Below are 21,697 nucleotides of genomic sequence, written 5' to 3' on the forward strand. Positions count from 1 at the left end.
GTTCAGGCGACCTCGGCCAGCGCCGGTGCCAGCGCGAGCGTCGCTATCAGCTGCGCAGCGCCGGCCGCGCCCGGCGCGTCCAGCAGTTCGCGCGACAGACGCCGCGCGTTGTCTGCCAGCGTGCTGTCTGCCAGCAGCTTTTCGATCAGCGTGCGCGCGGTCGGCGGCGTGACCTTGCCGTGGCGCATGAACAGCGCGGCGCCGGCGTCGATGACCTGGCGCGCGATCACCGGCTGATCGTCGCGGATCGGCGCCACGATCATCGGCAGGCCGCGGCTCAGGCTTTCGCAGACCGTGTTGTGGCCGGCGTGGCAGACGACGCCATCGACACGATCGAGCAGCTCGGTCTGCGGCACGTAGTCGCGCACCAGCACATTGTCCGGCGCCTGCGCGGACAGATGCGCGGGCGCCACCATCACCGCCTGCAGCTGCGGCAGTTCGCGCAGCGCCGCCATCATCACTTCGAAGAAGCGCGTATCGCGGTCGCGGCTGACGGTGCCCAGTGACACCAGAATCCTGCGGCGCTCCGGGCGCAGCCAGTCCCAGGGAAACTCGACACCGCGACGCCCTTCGCCACGCGCCGGGCCGACGAAGGCATACGGCGCAGCTATACGCGCATGCGTGTTGCCGACCAGCACGTCCACCGAGAACACCAGCACGCGATACGGCGAGAAATCCGGCCGCTCGACGTGCAGCGACGCCGGCAGGTAACGCTGCTGCAGCGCCTGATACTGCTCGGCGACCCAGGCGTCGAACACCGGCGACATGCGCAGGATCGAGGCCGTGGTGGTGACCAGGCTGACCCAGGGCAGGCCGAGCTTGCGCGCCACCAGCGCGCCGCCGAGCATCTGGTGGTCGACGACGATCACCTCCGGCACAAAGTCGCGCACCGCCGCTTCCATCGGCGCCAGCATGCGCTGCGCCAGCGGCAGCGCGTAGTCCTCGAAGAACACGCGCACGCTTTCGAGCCCGCGCACCTGCGGCGTGCTGCTGCCGAGGTCCGCTGCCGGCTCGCCGTCGTCGAGCGCATAGACGCGCGCGCCGTCCGGCAGCTTGGAGCCGATCTGCGCCGCGTGCACCGCCCAGGCGATCTGGTGCCCCTGGCGCTCGAGCGCATCGGCCACGGCCAGCGCCGGGTTCAGATGCCCGGTTAAGGGCGGCACGGTGAACAGGATGCGGGCCATGTCTTAAGCTCTCCCTCCCCCGCCTGCGGGGGAGGGCGTTTGGCTTAGCCAGGAGTGACATTGAGTCACTCCTGGCCGAGGGCCAAACGCGGGTGGGGGCGTGAAGGCGCGGCGCTGTCGTCTCGCCCCCATCCCAACCTTCCCCCGCGTGCGGGGGAAGGAGCTGGCCGGTTCCGCGTCGAACCTTGCATCAGGCATCGACACCGCTCCCGGCAACCGCACCACTGATGAACTCGGCCAGCTCGCCCACCGACAGGCTGATCAGCTCCTGGATGCTCTTGCCCGACAGCCAGCCGACGATGTCGAGCTGGGTGCCGTAGTGCGCCTGGATCGCGTCGGCGATCTTCACGAACTCGATGCTCTCGAGTTCGAGATCGTCGTTGAAACGAGTCTCGGGTTCGATCTCGAAATCCTGGATCCAGTCTTCGTTGATGGTGCTGCGGATCTTCGCGATCACCAGGTCCAGCACTTCGTCATTACGGCTGCTCATGAGTCTCTCTTGCGGATTAGTGAATGACGGCGGCGCGCGGCATCGACTGCGTCGCCGACTGCTGTGCGGCTTGCTGCACCAGGCTCCAGCCGACGATGCAGTCGCGCAGCGGGTGGGTCACGATCCAATGGCCGTTGACGCGGAAGCAGTCGCCGTCGCGCGCCTCGATGCGGTAATCGTGCAGGCGGCCGCGCAGACCGGTGCCGCCGATCTTGGCCGCGACTTCCTTGACCACCCAGCCGCGCGCGTACTCGGCGTCGGCATTGGCGCCGTCGAGCAGCGCGCGCTCGGCGTCGTCGAACACCAGTGCCAGAAAGCTGGTTTCGCGCGGCTCTATGGTTTCCAGGTCGATGCCGACCGGCTGTTCGCCGACGATCGCGACCGCCAGCGAGCCCTTGTGCGCCAGCGAGATGTGCAGGCCTTGCGGCAGCGTGGCTGTGACGTTGGCGAACACTTTCGGCGCGCCGGCCGCATCGTTCTCGATGCGCAGCTCCTGCGGATAGATCGTCGCGATGCCGCGGTGTTCGCGCAGCCAGGCGCGGACCGCGTCCTTGGCGGCGACGCGGCCGGCCAGCCACTGGCGGCGGCGGCGCGGCGCCAGGCCGTCGTAGACCGCGCGTTCGCTGGCCGTCAGATAACGGCGGCTGATGTAGTCGCGCAGGATCGCGGTGTCGTAGCGGTCGTCGAACAGCGCGACGTTCGGCGGCACGCGCTGCGAGACTTCATGTTGCGACAGCAGCCGGCTGCCGACCCAGAATGCCTTGTCCATCTGGTAGCGCCGCGTGCGCCAGCCGTCGATGGCGATGCGCAAGCGGCCGTCGGCATCGCGCAGCTGATGATGGGTGACGCAATTCAGCGCATCGAGCAGCTGGATGCGGACCTGCGCCTGCAGGGTTTCGCCCGGCAGCGGATCGGGCGCGAAGAAGCGGATGCGGTCGACGCCGATCGGCATCGCCAGGCAGTCCTGCGGCTGCTCCATGACCCAGTAGCCGGCGAGCTGGCCCATGTTGTCGAGCAGCGCGCCCTTGCCGCTGGGCACACGCAGTTCGCCGTCGATGCCGTTGTCGGCGATACCGCGAAACGCGCTGACGCCCTGATAAGCCGGGCCATGAAACATCCACTGCTGGCGATACAGTGAAGCCGCATCGACTTCGGTATCGCGCGCACCGGCCAGCGCCGGCATAGCCGCGAGTTCGGCCGCCGGATACTGCGCCGCAATGATGACGCGCGCCTTGAAGTAGCCGACGATCTCGGCCTCGATCGTGGTGTCGTCGATCGATTGAAGATTGATCTCGACCGTCAGCGGCTCGCTGACGACCAGCCAGTTGTAGGCCTGGATTTGCGCGACCTCAATCACCTTGAGATCGGGCAGCACTTCTTCGACCGCCTCGCGCACCAGCATGACTTCCATCGTCATCGGCACCACCGGATGGCGGTCGGCGACGATCGGCCAGTGCTCGCGCTGCGGATACAGCTCGTGGTCACGCACGTAGGGGATGGTGCTGTCCAGATCGAGCCGGCGCTGCACGCGCTGGCTGACCTGGCCGGGCTTGCTGATCTGCGCGCTAGGCAGCGCAGCAGGCGCCGCGCGATGACGCTGCCACAGCGCCAGCACTTCGCGGCCGCTGCGTTCGATGTCGGCCAGCGTGTCGCGCATCAGCAGGCCGACCGCGTCGTTGGCCGCGACGGCCGGCAGTTCGCCGCCGCCGATGAAGCGCGTCGGCAACAGCTCCGCTGCCAGCGGTTCATGCACGCGCAGCAGCGGCACGCCCAGCGACAGCCGCCGCGTACTGGCGGTGGCGGCGTCCGGCTGCGTCTGCGCGGCGACAGAATCGATCGCCGGCGCCGGATCGTGCTGCAGCAGCCGCGTGTCGAACTCGGCGCCTTCCACCCACAGCGCCGCGCACAGCTGCTGCAGCTGTTCCAGGCCGCTGCGCGATCCGTGGTGGCTCTGGATCGCATGATGCGGCCTGCCGCTGAGCGTGTCGTCGATGAAGCCGTTGAGCGAGCCGGTGCCGACCTGCACGAACACGCGGTAGCCTTCCGCGTACAGCCCCTCGGTCAGCGCGCGGAAGCGCACCGGCTGCGTCAGATGATCGAGGGCGAGCTGGCGCTTCTCGGCCATCGCGGCCGGGAACAGCTGCGCGCTGGTCGCCGACCACACCGGTTTTTTGGGTTCCTGCAATTCGGCATTGCCGAAGAAGTCGCGATACCAGCCCATGTGCTCGGCAAACAGCGGCGAATGGAAGCCGGATACGAAAGGCAGCAGCTGCGCGAACACGCCGGCCGCGTGCAGGCGTTCGGCCAGCGTCTCGATCGACGAACGCTGGCCGCAGGCGATGACCTGGTGCGGGCAGTTGTCGTGCGACAGCGTGATCCGCTCCAGGCCTTGCATCGCCTGCAGCAGACGCTCTTCGCTGCAGGCAGCGCTGAGAAACAGCACGTCGGGGAACTCGACCGCGTCGACATCCAGGCCCTGGTTGGTGCGGTCCGACAGCGCCTGGTCCATCATTCCCGAGCACAGCATCGCGCTCCATTCGCCGACGCTGTGGCCGGCGTAAACGTCGGCCTCGATGCCGAGTTCGACCAGGATGTCGAACAGAAAGCGGTTCAAGCCCAGCAGGCCGATGACCTGCTTGGCCAGTGACTCGCCTGCGGCCAGCGGCTCGCAGTAAAGCGGCTGCGGCCGACCGAAGTAGGCGGCGAGATCGGCCACCTGCGGCTGAAAGCTGCTGTCGACGCCGGGGAAGACGAAGGCGAGCTTGCCGCCGCTGCCGAGCAGGCCGTCCGGCGAAAACCAGATGCGCTGGCGGCCCTGCCAGGGCTTGCCCGATGCGACGGCCTTGCGCGCGACTGCGAGCCGCTTGACGTCGGGCGCGATCAGCACCAGCCGGCAGCGTCCCGGCTGCGGCCGCACATCGTGTTCGCCGCGATCCAGCCGCGCCAGCAGCGCGTCGATGCTGTCGGCGCTGAGCAGCAGCACCGGCGGCAGTATCGATGCCGCGACCGCCGTCGTCCCAGGCTGCGGCACACCGCGCAGCACCAGATGTGCGTTGATGCCGCCGAAGCCGAAAGCATTGACCGCGGCGATGCGTTTCGCCGGCGGCTGCTGCCAGGTTTCGGCGCGGTCGATCACGCGAAAGCGCGTGTCGGCGAGCAGCGGATGCGGCTCGCTGCAATGCAGCGTCGGCGGCAGCACGCCGTGATAGATAGCCAGCGCCGTTTTGATCAGGCTGGCCATGCCCGAGGCCGGCATCGCATGGCCGATCATCGACTTCACCGAGCCGACCACCGCGCGCGCGCGCTGGCCCTGATGCGCGCCGAAGAAGCCGCCCAGGGTTTCGAGTTCGACTGCGTCGCCGGTCGGCGTGCCGGTGCCGTGCGCTTCGACCAGGCCGATACCGTCGCGATCGATGCCAGCCTTGGCCCAGGCTTTTTCCAGCGCGATGCGCTGGCCGCTGGCCGAGGGCGCGACCAGGCTGGCGCTGCGGCCGTCGCTGGACGAGCCGCTGCCTTCGATCACCGCGTAGATGCGGTCGCCGTCGGCGAGTGCGTCGTCGAGACGCTTCAGCACCGCCATGCCGACGCCTTCGCCGGCGAGGATGCCGTCGGCGTCTTTCGACAGCGGTCGCACGGTGCCGCTGCGCGACAGCGCGCCGAGCTGGCAGAACGTGGCCCAGAACGTCAGGTCGTGGCTCAGGTGTGCGCCGCCAACCAGCATCATGTCGGTCTCGCGGCGCTGCAGCGCCGCGCAGGCCTGCTCGATCGCGATCAGCGAACTGGCGCAGGCCGCATCCACGGTGTAGGCCGGGCCGTGCAGATCGAGCCGGTTGGAGAGGCGCGAGGCGATCAGGTTCGGAATCAGGCCGGCGGCGACGTCGGGGCCGTAGTACGAGAACGACTGCTGCAGGCGCGTGCGCGCGGCGTCGAGCGCGGCTTCCGACAGATCAGGAAACAGGTCGCGCAGCGTCTGCAGCATCTGCGGCAGCAGCCGCACATGCTGCTCCAGCCGCAGCACGCCGGCGCTGACGTAGTTGCCGCGGCCGACGATCACGCCGGTGCGCTCGCGCGCGAACGGCTTGTGCTCGTAGCCGGCGTCGCGCAGCGCCTGGTAGCCGATCTTCAGCGTCAGCAGCTGATCGGGTTCACCGGCCTCGGTGGCCTTGGGCATCATGCCGAAAGGCAGCGGATCGAAGTCGGCGTAGTCGTCGACGAAACCACCGCGGCGGCAGTAGAAGCGATCGATCGCGCTCGAATCCGGATCGTAGAAACTCGCGTCCCAGCGCGCGGCCGGCACTTCGCCGATCGCATCTACGCCGTCGACGATATTGCGCCAGAAGCGCTGCAGATCCGGCGCGCCGGGGAAGACGCAGGCCAGGCCGATGATCGCGGTACGCATTGCAGGTTCGGGCATGGTCAGAGCCTCAAGCTTCCGCAAGGCGGCTGCCGGAGCTGGCGCCGAAGCTGTCGGGCTTGCCGCACATCAGCACCACCTGCGAATCGCCGGCGCCGGTCGACAGCTCGCGCAACAGCGCGTCGACACCCTCGTTCTGCGGAATCAGGCCGATGCCCTTGCGCTGGTACTCGTTCTTCAGCGACTCCGAGACCATGCCGGTGTCGGCCCACGGCCCCCAGTTCACCGACAGCACGCGGCCGGCGATGCGCGTCTGCCAGCTGTGCGCGAGCTTGTCGAGCACATCGTTGGCGGAGGCGTAGTCGACCTGGCCGCGGTTGCCGAAAGCGCTGGCGACGCTGGAGAAGAACACCACGAACTTGACGTCGTCGCGAATCAGCTTGTCGAGGATCAGCGCGCCATGCACCTTGGTGTCGAACACGCGGCCGAAGCTCTCGTCGGTCTTGTCGCGCACCAGCTTGTCCTCGACCACGCCGGCGCCGTGTATCACGCCGTCGATACGGCCGCGCCGCGCGTAGGCGTCTTTGATGAATTGCGCGAAGCCCTCGCTGTCGCGCACGTCGAGCTGGGTGTAGTTGAAGCTGCTGCCAGCCGCGCGCAGCTGCGCGAAAGTGTCGCGGACTTCGCGCTCGGCGAGGATGCGCCGCGCCAGGCGCTCGATCTCGGCCGGCTTGCGCGTAGGCTCGGCCTGCAGCAGCAACTGGCGCAGCCGCCGTGGATCATCGATGCCGCGCGTCACCGCGCTCTCGTCGCCTTCGGGCAGCGCCGAGCGGCCGAGCATTTCGATGTGGCAGCGATAGCGCCGCGCCAGTGCGGTGGCGATCAGCGCGGTGATGCCGCGCGCGCCGCCGGTCAGCAGCACGACGCTGTCGGCGGTCAGCGCCAGGCCGGCTAGCGAGCTGTGCTGCAATTCCACCGGCACCACTTCACGCGCATAGCGCAGGCCGGCCTGGTAGGCGACTTCGGGCACCGGATTGGTGGCGACCAGCTCCTGCTCGATGCAGCGCGCCAGCAGTTCCTGCGACTCGTTCAGATCGAGATCGACCCAGTGCGCGCGCAGCTCCGGGAATTCCTTGATGACCGACTTGACCATGCCGGCGAAGCCGCCGCCGCGGCCGGCTTGTGAGCCTGTGCCGGTGCCGCCGGCGACGCCGAAATCACCGCCGAGGCTGCTGGCGACCAGCAGATGACGCGCGCGTTTCAGCAGGGCTTCGCGCACCATCGCGAAGAAATGCTTGACGTCGATCACCAGGCTGTCGGGGTTCAGGCTCCACAGATGGATCAGGCCGTCAACTTGGTCGAGGCCTGCGACGACGGTGCTGCCGGAGAACTCGACGATACGCGGCAGCGCACCGCGCGCCTGCAGCGCCGCGGCCACCAGCGGCGCCAGGCCGAGCTTGTCGTCGGTGATCAGGAACTGCTTGCCGGCGAGATCGATATCGCCCGGCATCGCCGCGCGAATCTGCTGGCGGCGCAGCACGTAGCGCTCCAGCGGAATCCGGTCTTCGACGACGGCTGCGCTCGCCGTGGCCGGTGCGGCTGCCGCGTGTTCGCGCTGCAGTGTGCCGTCCCACAGGTTCGCGCCATCAGTCGACAGCGGATTTTGGTGTCCGGCAAGGCGCGACGACGAGCCATAGCCGTCGCTATGGCGAGAAGGAGTAACGCCGCCGGGCGACAAAAGACGCGTCGAATGATGGTGCGAATCTGTGGGACGGCACACCAGCCAGCTGATCATCTCGCGCAATGTCTTCAGGCCGGACAGGCGCTCCAGCATCGCGTCCTTGTCGCTGCCGCCATCGATGCCCAGGCGCGAGGCCAGCTGGCCGACGACTTCGAGACGCTTGATCGAATCGATCGACAGATCGGCTTCGAGATCGAGATCCAGATCCAGCGCTTCCGGCGGATAGCCGGTGCTTTGGCTGACGATGTCGAGCAGCACTTCGGCGACATTCAGCGCCGGTGCCGCGGTTGGTGCTGCCACGGCAGCCAATACCGGCACCGGCTGCGACGGCAGCTTGTCGGCGAGCCAGCTGAGCATCGCGCGCAGGGTTTTCTGCGCTGCGAGCTGTTCGAGCAGCACGTCGGCGCCGGCACCGATGGCGTTGCGGATCGCCAACTGCTGCGACAGCTCGCCGATGATTTCCAGACGCTTGATCGAGTCGATCGACAGATCGGCTTCCAGGTCCAGATCGAGGTCGAGCATGTCGGCCGGATAGCCGGTGCGCTCGCTGACGATCTGCAGCAGCGCGCTGCGTGCGTCGGGTCCGGCCGGCGTCGGTGCTTCCAAGGAACCACTCCCTCCCCCGCTTGCGGGGGAGGGCTGGGGTGGGGGCGGAAGGCGCGGCGCTGTCGTCGCGCCCCCATCCCAACCTTCCCCCGCAAGCGGGGGAAGGAGCTGGCCGGTTCCGGGACTCATGCCGGCTGCTATGAAGCTGCGGCGGTCTCTCCCGGAGGGAGAGGGAAGCACAGCGGGGCGTCGCCGATCTTCACTGTATGTAGCGGCGTATGTAGCGGCCGGCGCGCCGAAGTAGCCGAGCAGCACATCGCGCTGCGCGTTGACCATCTCGCGCATGTTCGACAGGTAGCCGACGATGGCCTGTTCGCCGGCCGACAGCGATGCCGCCGGCAACGCGGCGATCGGTTTCGCAGCGACCGTCAGATCGACCACGGGCTCGAGTACCACTGCGGCGCCATGCGTCGGCGCCTTGCCGCGCAGCGGCCAGGCGCGGCCGCCGTTGACCCACCAGGTGGTTGCCGACAGCATGCGCGGCGCGGCCAGGTCCAGCGTCTCGCTGCGGTTCGCGAACAGCGCAGCGATATCCAGGTTCGGCATCAGCACGGCCAGCTGCGCCAGGGTTTCGAGCAGGCCGGCGAGGCCGCGTTCTTCCGGATCGATCGCCAGCGCGGTATGCGGCAGATCCTTGAGAATGCGCGCGGCCAGGCTGGTCAGCACCTTGCGCGGACCGATCTCGACGAACACGCGCGCGCCGTCGGCGTACATGCGCTCGATCTCGGCGACGAAGCGCACCGGGCTGACGATGTGGCGCGCCAGACTGCTGCGTAGCGTGTCCGCGTCCTCGACATGCGGCGCAGCGCTGATGTTGGAATACACCGGCCAGCGCAGCGCGCCGATGGACTGATCAGCCAGCACCTGCGCATAACGCTGCTCGGCGGCGGCCATCAGCGGTGAATGGAACGCGCAGTCGGTGTCGATCAGCTTGTAGCCGACCGCATGCTGCTTGAGCAGCGCGCAGGCCGCGTGCACGTCCTGGGTCGGCCCCGAGATCACGGTCTGCACCGGGCTGTTCTGGTTGGCCATGACCACGCTCGGGAAGCCGGCCAGCAGCGGGCCGAGCGCTTCGACGTCGAGCCGCACCGCGGCCATCGCGCCGCTGTCTTCGCCGACCGAAGCCAGAATCGCCTCGGCACGCGCGCGCGACAGCGCGATCAGCGTCGTCGCGTCGAAAGCGCCGGCGGTGGCCAGCGCGGCGAGTTCGCCATAGCTGTGGCCCGCAGCCATGTCCGGCTGCAGGCCGACACCGCGCAGCCATTCGAACGCGGCGAGTTCGACCAGGCCGAGCGCGGGCTGGGTGTTGCGGGTGTCGGTCAGGCGCTGCTGCTGGCGCGTGCGCGTGGTCTCGTCGTAGGCCGTCGGCGGGTACATCACGGGCAGGTATTCGCTGCCGCTGGCGAGCAGCGACTGCAGCGCCGGGAAGTAGACGAACAGCTCGCGCAGCATGCCGGTGTACTGGCTGCCCTGGCCGGAGAACAGATAGGCGAGCTTGCCGCTTGCCGCATCGGCCGCGCGATAGCTGATGCCGGCGCCGCTACGGTGCTCCAGCGCGGCGGCGATGCGCTGTGACAGGCTCGCGCGGTCGGTGGCGACGAAGGCGAATTGTACCGGCCCGCTGCCGGCGTTCCAGGCCGCTGCGGCGAGATCGCGCAGCGCGACCGGCGCGTCGGATTTCGATGCGAAGCTCGCGAGCTTGCGCAGCGTTGTCTCGGCTTCGGCCGCGTTGCTGCCGCGCACCGCGAACAGCTCGGCCGGCCACTGGAGCGCGCCGAGCGCATTGTGATGCGCCGGATAGGCCGACATCACCGCGTGAAAGTTGGTACCGCCGAAACCAAAAGCGCTGACCGCGGCGCGTGCCTTGCTGCCATTCGCAAGCCAGGGCGTCGGCGCGCGGTTGAGTTGGAACGGGCTGGTGTCGCTGCGATACCAGGCGTTCGGCGCGGTGATCGCGCCGGTCGGTGGCAGCACGCGGTGATGCAGGGCTTTCGCGGCCTTGATCAGGCCGGCGACGCCGGCCGCGCACTTGGTGTGGCCGATCTGGCTCTTGACCGAGCCCAGGCCGGCCTGGCCCGGCACGCCGCCGTAAGTGTTGAACACTTCAGTCAGCGTCTTCAGTTCGGTGCGGTCGCCAACGACGGTGCCGGTGCCATGCGCTTCGATCAGGCCGATCTCGGCCGGCAGCACGCCCGCCTGCCAATAGGTGCGATCGAGCGCGCGCTTCTGGCCTTCCTTGCGCGGTGCGGTCAGGCCCAGGGCCTTGCCGTCGCTGGAGCCGGCGACGCCGTCGATCAGCGCGTAGATGCGGTCGCCGTCACGCTCGGCGTCGGACAGGCGCTTGAGCACGACGATGCCGACGCCTTCACCGAGCGCGATGCCGTCGGCGTTGTTGTCGAAAGAGCGGCAGCGGCCGCTCGGCGACAGCGCGCCGACCGAAGAGAACATCAGAAAATCGCTGATGCCGTTATGGAAGTCGGCGCCGCCGGCGAGCACCATTTCGCTGCTGCCGGCGCGCAGTTCCTTGACCGCGAGTTCGACCGCGGTCAGCGAGCTGGCGCAGGCCGAGTCCACCGAATAATTGACGCCGCCGAGGCCGAGGCGGTTGGCGATGCGGCCCGAGATCACGTTGACCAGGATGCCGGGGAAGGAATCCTCGGTCAGGCTCGGCAGCGCTGCCGCGAGTGCCGGCGGCAGCTCGCCGCAGTACTGCGGATACATGTTGCGGAAGTTGTACTGGTTGGCGAGGTCCATGCCGGATTCGGCGCCGAAGATCACCGAAGTGCGTTCGCGATCGAACCACTTTCCTTGATAGCCGGCGTCCTTGAGCGCCTGGCTGGCGACTTCCAGCGACAGCAGCTGCACCGGCTCGATCGCGGCCAGCGAAGCCGGCGGAATGCCGTACTTGAGCGGGTCGAAAGGCGTGTCGGCGATGAAGCCGCCCCATTTGCTGACCGACTTGTCCGCCGCCATGCCGCCGGCCTGGTAGTAGCGCGCGGCGCTCCAGCGCTCCGCCGGCACTTCGCCGACCAGATCGCGGCCTTCGACGATATTGGCCCAGTAGGATTCCAGATCCGCCGAGCCCGCATACAGGCAGGCCATGCCGATCACCGCGATCGGTTCGGCCTTGGCCGGCAGCCGCAGCGGCGGCAGATCGAGCCGCGCAAGATAGTCGTCGGCGCCGCGCGTGACCTGCTCATGCAATGCGGCGATCGTGGTCACCTCGCGCTTCATCGCGATGACCTGGCCGATCATGTACATGCCTTCGGCACGCTGGCGGTCGGCATCGACCGCAGCAAGCTGGCCGTCGACGTAGTCGACGCCCTTGGTGGCGATGCGCAGGCGGCCGACGGTCAGCGTTTCCAGCTGTTTCCAGGCTTCTTTCTGATCGACGCCTTCACGCTGCAGGCGCTGTTTCTCGCGCGCGAACAGATCGACGAAGCCCGAGGGCAGGCAGCGGATTGCATGGCCGGGCGCGGTTTCGACCAGCACCGTCGCGTCGCCGGACAGCGCCCGTTGCTGGAAGCCTTCGAGCACCGTGCCGCAGGTCACCGCTTCGCGCGTGCCGATGTAGGCGGTGCCCATCAGCACACCGATCTTGGCGCCGCGCGCGGCCAGCGGCGCGGCCAGCGCCGCGACCATCGCGCTGGAGCGTTCGTCGTGAATGCCGCCGGCGAACAGGATGTGCAGCTCTTCCGGATGCTCGACCTGCGCCAGTCGCGCCAGTGCCTGCTCCCACAGCACGAAGCTGTAGCGCGGGCCGACGTGGCCACCGCATTCACGGCCTTCGAACACGAAATGCGTGGCGCCGTCCTTCAGGAAAATATCCAGCAGGCCGGGCGAGGGCACGTGCAGATACGTCGGAATGCCCATCTCGATGAAGGGCCGCGCCTGCGACGGCCGGCCGCCGGCGAGCAGCAGCACCGAGGGTTTGAATTCCTTGATCAGTTCGAGTTGCGGATCGAGAATTTCCGGCGCCGCGAAGCCGAGTACGCCGACGCCCCAGGGGCGATCACCGACCTGTTCGCGTGTCGCTTCCAGCAGCTTGCGCGATGCGCCGGCCTGCATCAGCGACAACGCCAGGAAGGGCAGGCCGCCGGCATCGGCGACCGCGGCCGAAAACGCAGCAGTGTCGCTGACCCGCGTCATCGGCCCTTGCGCGACCGGATAGCGCAGGCCATGCGCGCGCGCCCAGGCGCCGTGTTCGGCCAGCGGACGCAGCTTGCGCGCCTGATGCAGCTGGCCATCGACGCGCAGCCGCAGCGTCTGGATCAGCGCTTCGATATTCGAGCAGTCGGCCATCACCAGCCGCGCCAGCGCGGCGTCCTGGCCGATCGCCAGCAGTGGCGAGGGATTACTGTTTCCTGGCGTCAGTCTCAGGTTCAGGTCCGCAATATCGAGGCCTTCGAGCGCGGCGATCTCGCCCTGGCTGCGCGCATAGACGTTGTAGCCGGCGACGTTGCGCACTTCGCTGCCGTCCATCGCCAGGATCTGGTTTTTCAGCTCGGCGGGCAGCGTGCTTTCCGGAAACGCCGCGAGCACAGCGTCGAGCACGATGCCGAAAGCGCCGCCAGCGAAGGCGCCGGCCGCGGTATGCAGGCCGATGCCGCCCTGGCTCCATACCGGTACACGCGCTGCGGTCTGCGCGACCAGGCGCTGCAGCAGCACGAAGCTGCTTTCCTCACCGACCTGTCCGCCGCTTTCCTGTCCTTTGGCGATCAGGCCGGCCGCGCCGGCGGCTAATGCCAGCTCGCCTTCAGCGACGCTGCGCACCTGCGCAATGAACGGCAGCCGGCGCCAGGACAGCGGTAGATTGTCGGCTGTGCCGGCGACGATCAGGTATTGCACCGAAGCCGGCAGCGCCAGCTCGCCGAGCTTCACGCCGTCGGGAATCCGCAGGCCAAGACCCGCGGCGGGCTCGGCAGCGATGCGCGACAGCAGCGTGGGCCAGGTCTGGGCGTCACGGCCGATATCGACCGCGACCGCGACCTGTTGACGCGACAGGCTTCGCGCAAGCGCCAGATCGGGCCGCTCGAACGGCGTGATCGCCAGAATGCGGAAGCGCTCCGGTTGCGTGCTGAACAACAAGCCCGCTGTGGCGCCGTGCATTGCACCGGCTGAATCCTTCAGCTCCCCTTTCAACTCCCATCTACCCATGTCACACCCGCCCCTGTTGTTGACCTACGCACCCACCACGCGCCGCGCCCTGCCCTCAACTAATCCTGTGTCCAACGAAAGAAGTAAGCGCCGATTGCGAGAAACACCGCGGTCATCGCCGCCATTGCCAGCAGTGGCTGCCGAATGTCGGCGAGCCCGGCGCCGTCGAGCATCACGGCGCGCGCCGCTTCGAGCATGTGCGTCAGCGGGAACAGGTTGGCGGCGGCCTGCACCAGCGGCGGTGCGCCATCCAGTGAAAAGAACACGCCGGAAAGAATCACCATCGGCCAGGACAACAGATTCAACAGCCCGCCGGACAGTTCCTCGGACGAGATGCGTGCCGCGACCAGCAGGCTCATCGTGATCATCGACATCGAGCCGAGTACCGTCACCAGCAGCAGATCCAGATAGTGGCCCTCCATCCGCAGATGCAGGAACAGGCTGCAGGCCAGATAGATCAGCGCGGCGATGAAGACCACCAGCAACAGGCAGGCGATCAGCTGCGCGCCGATGAATTCGACGGCTGTCAGCGGCGTGCCGTTCAGGCGCTTCAGATAGCCGCTCTTGCGATAGCGCACGATCACGTGGCCGATCGCGAACAAACTCGAAAACATGATGTTGACGCCAAGCAGTCCGGGCACCAGCCAGTCCGCATAGCGCGTCTGCGCGCCGCCGACGGCCTGCACTTGTGCGTCGGCATCTTCGGCCCTCAGCAGCCGCTGCAGCAGCAATCCCTTGCCGGACTCGGAGTTGACCCAGTAACGCAACGGCGACTGTCGCGGATCGATCAGCAGATCCAGACGGTGGCGCTCGACTTTGGTGATCGCCGATTGCGGGTTGGATTCGTAATGGAACTGCGTCGCTTCGGCGGCGAAAAATGGGTGTGTCGCCGGTGTCAACGGCCGATCGCCGAGAACGCCGACGTTGAAAACCGGTCTCGATGATCCGCCTGACAGCACCACGGCCATGCCGATCACCAGCAGCGGCGCGAACAGCAGATTCCAGGCCAACGCGGAGCGGTCGCGCAGCACTTCAAGCAGGCGGGCCCGAACCATCGCGGTTAATCGAGCAGGCAATCGATTCATGCGCGCAGTTCAGTGCCGGTGAGCTTCAGGAAGAGATCTTCTAACGTGCGCGGCCGAATTTTTAACTGTGCAAGCGACAGACCAGCCGAAATCAGCTGCTGAACGGTTTTATTGACATCAACACTATTGATTTCGATGCGGTCGACTTTGCGTGTCAGCGCAAGGTCGAGCCGGTGCCCGTCGCAGGCAGCGGCGGGCAGTTCGAGCACGCTGTCGTTGAAATGATCGGCCAGCAGCTTTTGCGGCGAACCGCGCGCGAGGATGCGGCCATGATCCATGATCGCGATGTCGTCGCAGAGCAGATAGGCCTCCTCCATATAATGAGTCGTCAGCACCACGGTCCTGCCGCGCTCCTTTATCTGGAGGACCAGCTCCCAGAAATTGCGGCGCGCCTGCGGATCGAGCCCGGTGGTCGGCTCGTCGAGAAACACCAGATCGGGATCGTTAACCAGCGCCAGTGCGAGCAACATGCGCTGGCGCTGGCCGCCGGATAGTTTTCGATGGTCGCGGTCGAGAAACTCTTCGAGGTGGCAGGAGGCAATCAATTCGTCGATCGATACGCCGCGCCGGTACAGCGAGCGAAACAGCTGCAGATTCTCGCGCACCGTCAGAAAATCCTGGAGCGCGGTGTTCTGGAACTGGATGCCGATACGTTCGCGATAGTGCGAGTCGAGCGGTTTACCCCGATAAAGAATATCGCCGGAAGTCGGCCGTATCAGCCCTTCGAGCATCTCGACGGTGGTGCTCTTGCCGGCGCCATTGGGGCCCAGCAAGCCCAGGCAAGTGCCCGGCTCTATATCGAAGCTGATTCCGTCTACCGCCTTGTTGGTCGGGTAGTGCTTGCGCAGCTCACGCACGGAAAGAATGGCGGCCATGGTGCCTTGGGCGGTTGAGACGATTGGACAGCGAAAGGGGGCCTGAAAAACGCGGCGATATGAAAACGCGGACGTATGCGCTGATTCTGAAAAGCATTCGGGAACACGTCCACCACGAGCATGCATCCTCGGCGTTACATTTGAATGAGAGAACCTGCGCAGGCAAGAAGATGCGGCGAATCCTGTGGCCCGGTTCGAGCCGCAGATCAGCAACAGCTTGGCTTTGTTCCGATCAGCTAGCCTTGCATCATTAACTCGGTAAACAGCAACTTTCGAGCCACGACGATGATGGAAAAAGAGGCCGCTGTCTTATGGCCGGCTTCTTAACCCTATTTAACTTTATCTGCTGTAACAGCGGCTGTAACAGCAGATGGTGAACATCGTTGACGATGGACAGACTTTATTGCTGCTGCAGTTGCGGCGTTAGTTTTTTTTCTGCTGATGATATGCGGCGCTGTTCGATCGTTCGTCTTCAGCGTTGCGTCTTTCGTCGGCGCGCCGATTTCTGCGGTCGCGATTCGGCTAGGCATTACACTTCGCAACCTATGTCATCGATCCCGTACTCCGCTGCTCCGAGATTCAAGGCCCAGCTGCTGGCGCCCTGGCATTGGCCGACCTGGCTGGCGATCGCCTTGCTGTGGCTGCTGGCGATGCTGCCGATCGACTTCGGCCTGAAGTTCGGCGAAGGCCTTGGCGCTTTGCTCGGCCGTGTCGTGCGCGGCCGACGCAAGGTCGTCGATGTCAATCTGCGGCTGTGTTTTCCGCAGATGCCGCAGACCGAGCGCGATCGCGTTCGCGATCAGCACTTCCGCGCGCTCGGTGCCGGTGTCATCGAAGCCGGGCTGGCCTGGTTCGCGTCGGACCGGCGTCTGGCACCGCGTTTCTCGATCGAAGGTCGCGAGCATCTTCAGGCGGCGCTGGCCAGCGGCAAAGGACTGCTGCTGCTCACCGGCCATTTCTCGACCTTGGAAATCGGCGCGCGCGTGCTGTGCACCGACGCGGAGCTGCCATTCCATGCGATGTACCGGCCGTATGCGAATCCGGTAATGGATTGGTGCATGCATCGTTGGCGCGAGAAACGGGCGAAGCTACCGGCGCTGCCGCGCGAAGACCTGCGCCGGCTGGTGCGCGCGCTGCGCGAGGGCCGTGCAATCTGGTATGCACCGGATCAGACCCTGGACGAGCGCCTGTCGGTGTTCGCGCCGTTCTTCGGCGTGCCGACACTGACGCTGACCGCGACCGCGCGGTTGGCGCAGATGGGCAGGGCTGGAGTGCTCCCGTATTTTCCGCGGCGCGAGCACGGCCGCTGGGTGCTGCGCTTCGAGGCGATGCTCGACGGCTTTCCGGGCGGCGACGATCTGGCCGACGCCGCGCGCATCAATGCGGTCATCGAGAACGGCGTTCGTCTGGCGCTGCCCCAATACTTCTGGCTGCACCGGCGCTTCAAGAAGCGGCCCGCCGGAATGCCGCGGCCTTATTAGGCCTGCTCGACCGCAGGCTGCACCGCGGTTGGCGGGCGCGCCCATCACCGCCGGCCTGCTGCTAAACTCGCCCCGATTTCCTGATGAACTCATCGAGGCTTCCGGGTGGATAAACGCTTTTATCTGACTTTTGGTCGCGCAGCTGCGGCTACGCTGCTGTTGATCGCCGCCCAGGCGGCCTCGGCCGCCGCTACCGCGGTTGACGAGGCCCAGACGCTGATGGGCCAGGGACAGTACGACCAGGCGCTGAAGAAGGTCGAAGGCCAGCTCAAGACGGCGCCCCAGGATGCCGAGGCGAGGTTTCTGCGCGGCCTGATCCTGGTCAAGCTGAACCGCGGTCCGGAGGCGATCAGGGTCTTTGCCGACCTGACCCGCGACTATCCGCAGCTGCCCGAGCCTTACAACAACCTGGCGGTGCTGTACGCGCAGCAGGGTGACTACGAAAAGGCGCGCGACGCGCTCGAAGCCGCGCTGGCGACGCATCCCAGCTACGCCACTGCGCACGAGAATCTTGGCGATATCTACGCCGCACTCGCCGGCGCCGCGTACAACCGCGCGCTGACGCTGGACCAGAGCAATCAGCTGGTGCGCAGCAAGCTGGCACTGATCAGCCAGCTCGACCATGCAGGTTCGGCCGGCACCGCTCCGGCGATCGCATCGTCGTCGACCAGCACCGTGACCGCGCCACCGGCCGCGTCGTCGGCACCGGCATCGATTCCGCCCGCGTCCACGGTCCCGTCCGCCGCCGCCAGCCTCGACGCCGGCACCATGCAGAACGTGACCAGCGTGGTCAACGCCTGGGCGGCGGCCTGGTCATCCAAGGACGTGTCCGCGTACTTCGCGATCTACGCGCCGAGCTTCATCCCCGAAGGCAGCGTCACCCGCGGCACCTGGGAAGCGCAGCGCCGCGACCGCATTTCGCGCGCTGCCCGTATCAGCGTCAAGGCGCTGAACCCGCGGGTCGAGCGCGTGTCGGACGATCGCGTCGGCGTCACGTTCACCCAGGACTACGAGTCCGACAGCTTCACGGACAAGGTCTCCAAGACCTTGGAGTTGCAGCAGGCCGGCGCAAGTTGGCTGATCGTTCGCGAATACACGCGCTAGCGGCGTCAATGTACCAGCGGTGGTGGATGTGGCCACGTGCACTGGCCGCCGGGTGCCTGTTGGCCTGGCTGCCGTTGGCGCAGGCATCGGCAGCGCCGGCCACCAAGCCGGCAGCGCAGCCGACGCTCGAATCCGAACTGGTTTCCGCGATCGAAGACCTGCGCGTCGGCAAAGGCCAGAGCGCCCTCGAAAAACTCGCCAGGCTAACGCAGCAGCAGCCCAACTTCCGGCTCGCGCAACTGCTGTACGCCGATCTGCTGGCGGCGCGCTCGGGCAAGCCTGGCATCATGCCGGACGCCGAAGACCCGGCTCTTGGCGACCTGTACGACGAGGCGCGCTATCGCGACGAGCAGGCGCGCTTTACGCCTCCGCCCGGCACCGTGCCCGGCAACGTGCTGAAGCTGGCGGCCGAATACCCATACCTGGTGGTCGTCGATCTGCCGAACGCGCGGCTCAATCTGTTCGAGAACAAGGCCGGTGATCTGAAGCTGATACACAGCCATTACGTCGGCATCGCGCGCAATGGGTTCGGCAAGAAAGCCTCGGGCGATCTGCGTACGCCGGTCGGCATTTATCACATCACCGGCTGGAAGTCGGACGAGCAGCTGCCCGAGCTCTACGGCTCCGGTGCCTTGCCGCTGAACTATCCCAACCTGTGGGACCGGTTCCGCGTCAAGACCGGCTACGGCATCTGGCTGCACGGCGTGCCTCGCTCGACCTACGTGCGCGCGCCGCGGTCCAGCGAAGGCTGCGTGACGATGGCCAACGATGACCTGGTGGCACTGAAGCCCTATGTGCTGGGCACCAATGCGCCGGTGATCCTGTCCGACCATCTCGACTGGATGGCGAAGGCCGAGGCCGCGCACGAGCGCGACACGTTCTTGAACCGCATCGAGGACTGGCGCAGCAAGTGGGCGGCCAGGGACACCGAAGGCTATCTCGGCTTCTACGGCGAGGACTTCACCACCGACGGCATGAACAAGGCGGCGTTCGTCGCGCACAAGCGCCGCGTCAACGCGACCAAGTCGTTCATCGACGTGAAGATCGATGACATGAGCCTGTACCGGTATCCCGGCGAGCCGATGATGCTGGCCGAGTTCACGCTCAAATATCGCAGCGACAATTTCAGCTCTACGGCCAAGAAGCAGCAGTATTGGCGGCAGACGGCGAAGGGCGACTGGAAGATTTTCCGCGAAGAGAATCTGGACTGAAGTTGCGTCGCCGGCATCCGTGTCTTCGGTGCTTGCATTTTGTTGCGAGCGGCTGGCCCATGATGTCGGCCATCGTCAGCAACACCGCGCCCGCGCCGAGCACCGCGGGCAGTGGTGTGATCAGCCGATCCGATAGGTGGCGCTACAGGCCGCTGCCGAACACGCCCACGATCGCCGCGGCTTCGCGCGGCGCGTGCTCGCCGGAAAGCGGCGCGGCCGCACGCAATGCGGGGTCAGCCATCGTCCGGCTCCAGGCGTCGTTTCAACCGCAGGCCGTCGGCGCTGTCGTCGTAATACGCCGGCAGTTCGCGATCCACGGTGTAGCCCAGTTTTTCATACAAGCGGCGTGCCGGAATATTGTCCGCGCGCACTTCCAGCGCGATGCTCGTGCAATGCCGCCGCCGCGCCGCGGCCTCGGCTGCCGCCACCAGCTGCTGCGCCAGCCCGAGGCCGCGAGCCCAGGGATCGACCATCACCGAGTAGATGCGCGCCGTGCGGCTGCCGGCGCGGCTCAGCAACAGCAGGTTGCCGAGTACACGGCCGCCGGTCTCGGCCACCAGGAAATCGGCGCGCGGATTGGCGACGAAGCCGCGCAGGCTGCGTCGCGACATCTGGTCGGAAGGAAACAGCGCTTCGAGTTTCAGCAGCGCGTCGATATCGGCCAGCGCGGCGCGGCGCACCGTCGCGGCGGCACCCATTCTAGTTCTTCACGCGCGCTTCCAGCCGGCGCACGAAGTACTCCATGATCTTGCGATACAGCGTGTCTTTCAGCACCAGATCCTCGACGCCGAAATCGATGTTCGGGTTGTCGTTGACTTCGACCACCTTGACGACATTGCCGAACTGCTTCAGATCGACGCCATACAGCGCGCTGCCGACCGCTTTCGCCGCCTGCACCGCGACATTGCGTACCAGAGCCGGCACTTCCTCGATCGGCAAGGTGTCATGGTTGCCTTCGATCTTGCCGCCGTTGCTGCCGTGCTTGACCACCTGCCAATGATCCTTGGCCATGTAGTAGCGGCAGGCGTATAGCGGTACGCCGTCGAGCACGCCGACGCGCCAGTCGTAATCGGTGGGCTCAAATGACTGGCCGATGACGATGTCCGAGCGCTCCAGCAGTTCGCGCACTTCGCGCTTCAGCTCGGCCTCGTTGTCGACCTTGATCACGCCGCGCGAAAACTGCGAATCCGGCTGCTTCAGCACGCACGGGAAACCCAGCTCTTTGGCGATCTGCTTCACGTTGCCGCGATGGATCAGCATGGTCTTGGGCTGCGGGATGCGGTGGCGATCCATCAGCTCGGATAAAAACACTTTGTTCGCGGCGCGCAGGATCGATTTCGGATCGTCGACGACCACCAGGCCCTCACGCTCCGCGCGCCGAGCGAAACGATAAGTGTGGTGATTCACCGCGGTGGTTTCGCGGATGAACAGCGCGTCGAACTCGGCGACGTGGCCGTAGTCGCCCTTGTCCAGAAAATCGACCTGGAAGCCGAGATCTTCTGCGGCCTTCTCGAACAGCTTCAGCGCGCGCGCATTCGACGGCGGATCTTTCTCGTCCTCGTTGACCAGGATCGCCAGGTCGTAGCGATACGAATCCTTTTTCTGGCGCGGCATACGCCGCCGCGTGAAGTAGTCGCGCGCCGCCTGGTGCATGAATTCCAGGTGCGAACCCGGCACTTCGCCGAGCGCGATCGGGCCGATCGACTGCACCCGCCACTCGTCACCCTTGTATTCGAAGCAGGCCTGCACCAGCGGTGCCGGGAACAGGTTGAACAGCGCGCGCGCCAGGCGCTCGTGGCGCTTGGTCGGGCTCTGGCCGAAGTAGACGTTGAGCACGTACTCGGACGAGCCCAGCCGCGCCAGCGAACTCTGGATCAGCTCGTCGATCTCGTCGTTGAGCACGCCGGGCGATTCGGCGAGCTTCAGATCCTGGATCGTGGTGATGTCCGGCAGCGGCCGGTGGCCGCGCGCACCGGCCAGCAGGCTGACGTAGTAGCCGGTGCTCTGGTAGCTGAAGCTGCGGCACAGGTTGTAGACGCGGATGTTGCGCTGCAGGACTTCCGGCGTCAGCGTCAGGTAGTCCCAGGCGGTCATGACATGCATGCCGGGGATCTGCAGCGGCCAGTCGGTGCGCGAATCGACGACGACCAGGCCGCTCACGGCACAACCCGGCGCTTGCGCTCGGCCTCGGGCAGGAGTCTCGGCAGTGGATATTCCAGCGGTGCGGCGAGACTCATGCGGAAGTGAAAGCGACCAGGTCCTGAAGTGGGAAAGCAGCGCGCGAATCCTAGCATCACGGGACGGCGAGCGACCGGGACAAAAGCACAAAGCGCGGCTCCATTCCCCAACTGTAGGAGCGGTCCTTGACCGCGATTGAGGCCCTCAGCCGCACAATCGCGGTCAAGGACC

11 protein-coding genes are annotated in these 21,697 nt (G+C 66.6%); 3 read left to right on the forward strand and 8 right to left on the reverse strand.

Translation table 11 applies throughout. The features are described from left to right. Positions 1–2: 2 nt before the first annotated feature. The 6 genes from JWQ90_RS06700 to JWQ90_RS06725 form a co-directional block, all read right to left on the reverse strand. Positions 3–1,184 (reverse strand): glycosyltransferase, encoded by a 1,182-nt coding sequence (locus JWQ90_RS06700; RefSeq protein WP_299691090.1) that lies wholly within the window; start codon positions 1,182–1,184, stop codon positions 3–5. A gap of 190 nt (positions 1,185–1,374) precedes the next feature. Next, positions 1,375–1,674: a phosphopantetheine-binding protein gene (locus tag JWQ90_RS06705; RefSeq protein WP_299691091.1), complete on the reverse strand. Its 300-nt coding sequence runs from the start codon at positions 1,672–1,674 to the stop codon at positions 1,375–1,377. A gap of 16 nt (positions 1,675–1,690) precedes the next feature. Continuing rightward, positions 1,691–6,088: a beta-ketoacyl synthase N-terminal-like domain-containing protein gene (locus JWQ90_RS06710; RefSeq protein ID WP_299691093.1), complete on the reverse strand. Its 4,398-nt coding sequence runs from the start codon at positions 6,086–6,088 to the stop codon at positions 1,691–1,693. A gap of 10 nt (positions 6,089–6,098) precedes the next feature. Beyond that, positions 6,099–13,484: a type I polyketide synthase gene (locus JWQ90_RS06715; protein WP_299691095.1), complete on the reverse strand. Its 7,386-nt coding sequence runs from the start codon at positions 13,482–13,484 to the stop codon at positions 6,099–6,101. Between the two features lie 107 nt (positions 13,485–13,591). Further along, a complete protein-coding gene (locus JWQ90_RS06720) occupies positions 13,592–14,587 on the reverse strand; it encodes an ABC transporter permease (RefSeq protein WP_299691098.1) in 996 nt (331 codons plus the stop codon). Positions 14,588–14,613: 26 nt separating this feature from the next. Continuing rightward, positions 14,614–15,492, reverse strand: coding sequence for an ABC transporter ATP-binding protein (locus JWQ90_RS06725; protein ID WP_299691101.1), 879 nt, complete (start codon positions 15,490–15,492; stop codon positions 14,614–14,616). 545 nt (positions 15,493–16,037) lie between these two features. Between JWQ90_RS06725 and lpxL the strand changes: the two genes are divergently transcribed. The 3 genes from lpxL to JWQ90_RS06740 all read left to right on the forward strand — a co-directional run bounded on the left by lpxL (position 16,038) and on the right by JWQ90_RS06740 (position 19,288). Next, positions 16,038–16,973, forward strand: coding sequence for an LpxL/LpxP family Kdo(2)-lipid IV(A) lauroyl/palmitoleoyl acyltransferase (gene lpxL / locus JWQ90_RS06730; protein WP_299691104.1), 936 nt, complete (start codon positions 16,038–16,040; stop codon positions 16,971–16,973). A gap of 105 nt (positions 16,974–17,078) precedes the next feature. Continuing rightward, positions 17,079–18,077 carry a tetratricopeptide repeat protein gene (locus JWQ90_RS06735; RefSeq protein WP_299691106.1) on the forward strand — a complete coding sequence of 333 codons (999 nt, stop codon included), beginning with the start codon at positions 17,079–17,081 and terminating at the stop codon, positions 18,075–18,077. Between the two features lie 26 nt (positions 18,078–18,103). Then, positions 18,104–19,288 (forward strand): L,D-transpeptidase family protein, encoded by a 1,185-nt coding sequence (locus JWQ90_RS06740; protein WP_299691109.1) that lies wholly within the window; start codon positions 18,104–18,106, stop codon positions 19,286–19,288. A 233-nt stretch (positions 19,289–19,521) separates the two neighbouring features. On the opposite strand, the gene JWQ90_RS06745 is transcribed toward JWQ90_RS06740, so the two are convergent. Together JWQ90_RS06745 and JWQ90_RS06750 are read right to left on the reverse strand one after the other, a co-directional pair. Next, positions 19,522–19,986, reverse strand: coding sequence for a GNAT family N-acetyltransferase (locus JWQ90_RS06745; RefSeq protein ID WP_299691112.1), 465 nt, complete (start codon positions 19,984–19,986; stop codon positions 19,522–19,524). A 1-nt stretch (position 19,987) separates the two neighbouring features. Further along, positions 19,988–21,448: a RimK family protein gene (locus tag JWQ90_RS06750; RefSeq protein WP_299691115.1), complete on the reverse strand. Its 1,461-nt coding sequence runs from the start codon at positions 21,446–21,448 to the stop codon at positions 19,988–19,990. Positions 21,449–21,697 lie beyond the last annotated feature (249 nt).

The sequence above is a fragment of the Hydrocarboniphaga sp. genome (assembly GCF_028291725.1).
Taxonomy (GTDB): domain Bacteria; phylum Pseudomonadota; class Gammaproteobacteria; order Nevskiales; family Nevskiaceae; genus Hydrocarboniphaga.

Excerpts from the sequence above, each read along its gene's own strand:
- JWQ90_RS06745 (WP_299691112.1), bottom strand. The coding sequence starts at position 19,986 with ATGGGTGCCGCCGCGACGGTGCGCCGCGCCGCGCTGGCCGATATCGAC.
- lpxL (WP_299691104.1), top strand. The coding sequence starts at position 16,038 with ATGTCATCGATCCCGTACTCCGCTGCTCCGAGATTCAAGGCCCAGCTG.
- JWQ90_RS06720 (WP_299691098.1), bottom strand. The coding sequence starts at position 14,587 with ATGGTTCGGGCCCGCCTGCTTGAAGTGCTGCGCGACCGCTCCGCGTTG.
- JWQ90_RS06710 (WP_299691093.1), bottom strand. The coding sequence starts at position 6,088 with ATGCCCGAACCTGCAATGCGTACCGCGATCATCGGCCTGGCCTGCGTC.
- JWQ90_RS06725 (WP_299691101.1), bottom strand. The coding sequence starts at position 15,492 with ATGGCCGCCATTCTTTCCGTGCGTGAGCTGCGCAAGCACTACCCGACC.
- JWQ90_RS06705 (WP_299691091.1), bottom strand. The coding sequence starts at position 1,674 with ATGAGCAGCCGTAATGACGAAGTGCTGGACCTGGTGATCGCGAAGATC.
- JWQ90_RS06700 (WP_299691090.1), bottom strand. The coding sequence starts at position 1,184 with ATGGCCCGCATCCTGTTCACCGTGCCGCCCTTAACCGGGCATCTGAAC.
- JWQ90_RS06715 (WP_299691095.1), bottom strand. The coding sequence starts at position 13,484 with ATGCACGGCGCCACAGCGGGCTTGTTGTTCAGCACGCAACCGGAGCGC.
- JWQ90_RS06740 (WP_299691109.1), top strand. The coding sequence starts at position 18,104 with ATGTGGCCACGTGCACTGGCCGCCGGGTGCCTGTTGGCCTGGCTGCCG.